Below are 2,426 nucleotides of genomic sequence, written 5' to 3' on the forward strand. Positions count from 1 at the left end.
GCACGGAGGTCGAGAGCCATGAGACTTTTCAATGCGCCGCTTGATAATGGTCAAGCAATCACTTTTGGGCCGTTTGCCGAACGCTTCGGTAGACCCAATCCTGGCACCTTCGCGGTTATGGCCGTCGCCCAAACCAGTCACCGACTACGATGGATTTAGTGTCGGCACCGTCGACGACGGTGACACGTCAGGCCAGGCGGCGCGCCCCATCAGGTCACGCGCAGCAAATGCCTCCAAGCCCAGTGTGGAGACAAGTGGCGCGACGGGGCAGAAATCGATCGATCAAGAAGATGAGGTCTTAAAGCGCAAGCTGACCATCTGCCGCGACTGCAAGTAGGAGAAGAGCGGAGAACTTGGGCCTCTTGCCCGCGGAAGGTACGCACGACCTGGACATTCAAAACTAAAATCTCGGCGAGGCGCAAAACCAGGCTTGCGACTGCGATGGCCACGAGCAAGAGGCCATGGCGGGAGGCTGGTGGACTGCGCACAATCATGCAGCGACGCGCAGCGCCTCGACCAGCGACTTGAACGCACGGGCATATTCCGCCCCTGCCCTTGCGATATCGGCGCGTCCGGCGCAGGCGACCGCAGCCTCCGTCACCGCGCCGAGCAGCAGCCGCGCCAGCGGCTCGACCGGTTGCCGCGCGATCAGGCCGGCCTCCATCGCTGCAGAGAGCGCACGCGGCATCTTGCCGCCAAAGTGCTGCGCGTCGATCTCGCGCCAGCGCTCCCAGCCGAGCACGGCCGGGCCGTCGCGCAGGATGATCTGGCCGGTCGGGCCCTTGGCGGTCGCAGCAAAGTAATGCTGGGTGCCGGCGACCATGGCGGCCAGCACGTCCTTCTCGGCGCGGGCCGCGCCGTCGATCTCGGCAACGAGATCGCGCGAGACCTGATCGAACACCGCCTCGAACACCGCCTCCTTGGTCTTGAAGTGATGATAGACCGCGCCCTTGGCGACGCCGGCGCCGTCGGCGATCTCATCCATCGTGGTGTCGGTAAATCCTCGCGTCCCGAACAGGCGGCGCGCCGCCGCCAGGATCGCCTCCGATGTCGCTGCCCGCCGTTCCGCCTGTTTCGCCATGGGTCTGCTCTAATCGAAATGGACGAGCGCTGCCAGTTGACTTTTCGACCAGCGGTCGGTATTTACCGACTATCAGTCGGTTTTAATCGTGAGGTGCGCCATGCCGAGCCGTGACATCGTCGAAGCCTTTGCGAAGCGGCTGGAGGACGGGGATTTCGTCGGCGCGATAGAACAATTCTATACGCCCGATGCGGCGACCTATGAGAACAACGCGGCGCCGACGACCGGCCGCGACAAGCTCGTCGCCAAGGAGCGCGGCGTGCTGGCCGCGTCGAAGGAGGTCAAGGCGGTGCGGATCGGGCCGAGCCTGATCGAAGGCGACAACGTCGCCACGCGCTGGAAATTCAGCTTCACCAATGCCGAAGGCGTCACGCGGACGCTGGAAGAGATTGCCTGGCAGACCTGGCGAGGCGATCAGCTGATCGAAGAGCGGTTCTACTACGATCCGAAGCAATTGGGGCGGTGATGGGCCAGCGTTAGGCGGGCGTCGCGTTACCCATCCGACCGCTGTCATCGCCTGCCTTGTGCGCACTTGCGCACTGGGGCGGGCGATCCAGTATTCCAGAGACGGTCGTGATGAAACGAGAAGCCGCTGCGTACTGGATGCCCCGCCTTCGCGGGGGCATAACAGCGGAGATGGTCGCAAACATTGTTCCTTCCGTTACAACGGTAACGCGGGACGCCGCATTTGTATCGATTTGTTATCGATACGCGGGCTTTGCCACCTAGAAGTGATCGTGGCGCTGGGCAGCAACGGGGATAATTCATAGTTCGTCAAAGGTTTGCGGAGAATTCTTCGGATCGAGCCGGACGAACGGCCCATGCTGCAGGCTCCCGAATGCGGACCCAACTGACCTCCTATCTCGCACGGCTGTTCGCCGGCGATCTGTCGGCCTTTGGCGGGCCCGCAACCGACGAGGCCGTCGCCGGCCATATCCGCGCCGAACAGATGTCGCTCGTGCTCGGCTATTCGGTCGGCATCATGCTCGCCAATGCCTGCAACGCCGCCGTGCTCGCCATCGCGCTGTGGCGCTCGCCGGACTGGACGCTGGCCTTGATCTGGGCCGTCATCGTGGCGGGCGCTGCGATCGCATTCGGCCTGCAATCCCACGCCTCGCGCCGCATCACCAAGCCGCAATTCGTCTCGCGCCGGGCGATGCATCGGCTGGTGCGCAATGCCTTCATACTCGGCGCCGCCTGGGGCATCGTTCCGGTCGCATTCTTCGCCAACGCCTCCGCCGGCGGCCAGCTCGTCATCACCTGCCTGTGTTCGGGGATGCTGGCGGGCGGTGCGCTCGCCTTCGCCACGATCCCGATCGCGGCGATCGCGTTCACGGCCCCCATC

General features: G+C 64.1%; 3 protein-coding genes and 1 pseudogene. 3 read left to right on the forward strand and 1 reads right to left on the reverse strand.

The window, feature by feature from the left end; all coding sequences use genetic code 11:
* Window positions 1-31: 31 nt before the first annotated feature.
* A complete protein-coding gene (locus ACXJL8_RS38980; RefSeq protein WP_456620370.1) occupies window positions 32-337 on the forward strand; it encodes a hypothetical protein in 306 nt (101 codons plus the stop codon).
* A gap of 153 nt (window positions 338-490) precedes the next feature.
* Here the strand turns inward: ACXJL8_RS38980 and ACXJL8_RS38985 are convergent, their stop codons facing one another.
* Window positions 491-1,081 (reverse strand): TetR/AcrR family transcriptional regulator, encoded by a 591-nt coding sequence (locus tag ACXJL8_RS38985; RefSeq protein WP_456620369.1) that lies wholly within the window; start codon window positions 1,079-1,081, stop codon window positions 491-493.
* Between the two features lie 100 nt (window positions 1,082-1,181).
* On the opposite strand from ACXJL8_RS38985, the gene ACXJL8_RS38990 reads away from it, so the two are divergent.
* Both ACXJL8_RS38990 and ACXJL8_RS38995 read left to right on the forward strand, forming a co-directional pair.
* Window positions 1,182-1,547: a nuclear transport factor 2 family protein gene (locus ACXJL8_RS38990; protein ID WP_456620368.1), complete on the forward strand. Its 366-nt coding sequence runs from the start codon at window positions 1,182-1,184 to the stop codon at window positions 1,545-1,547.
* Window positions 1,548-1,919: 372 nt separating this feature from the next.
* Window positions 1,920-2,426: pseudogene (locus tag ACXJL8_RS38995) on the forward strand (putative bifunctional diguanylate cyclase/phosphodiesterase); the annotation flags it as partial.

The organism is Bradyrhizobium sp. P5_C11_2 (assembly GCF_054049755.1).

Bases quoted from the DNA above. Each gene is read 5' to 3' on its own strand.
- ACXJL8_RS38980 (WP_456620370.1), top strand. From the start codon at position 32: ATGCGCCGCTTGATAATGGTCAAGCAATCACTTTTGGGCCGTTTGCCG.
- ACXJL8_RS38985 (WP_456620369.1), bottom strand. From the start codon at position 1,081: ATGGCGAAACAGGCGGAACGGCGGGCAGCGACATCGGAGGCGATCCTG.
- ACXJL8_RS38990 (WP_456620368.1), top strand. From the start codon at position 1,182: ATGCCGAGCCGTGACATCGTCGAAGCCTTTGCGAAGCGGCTGGAGGAC.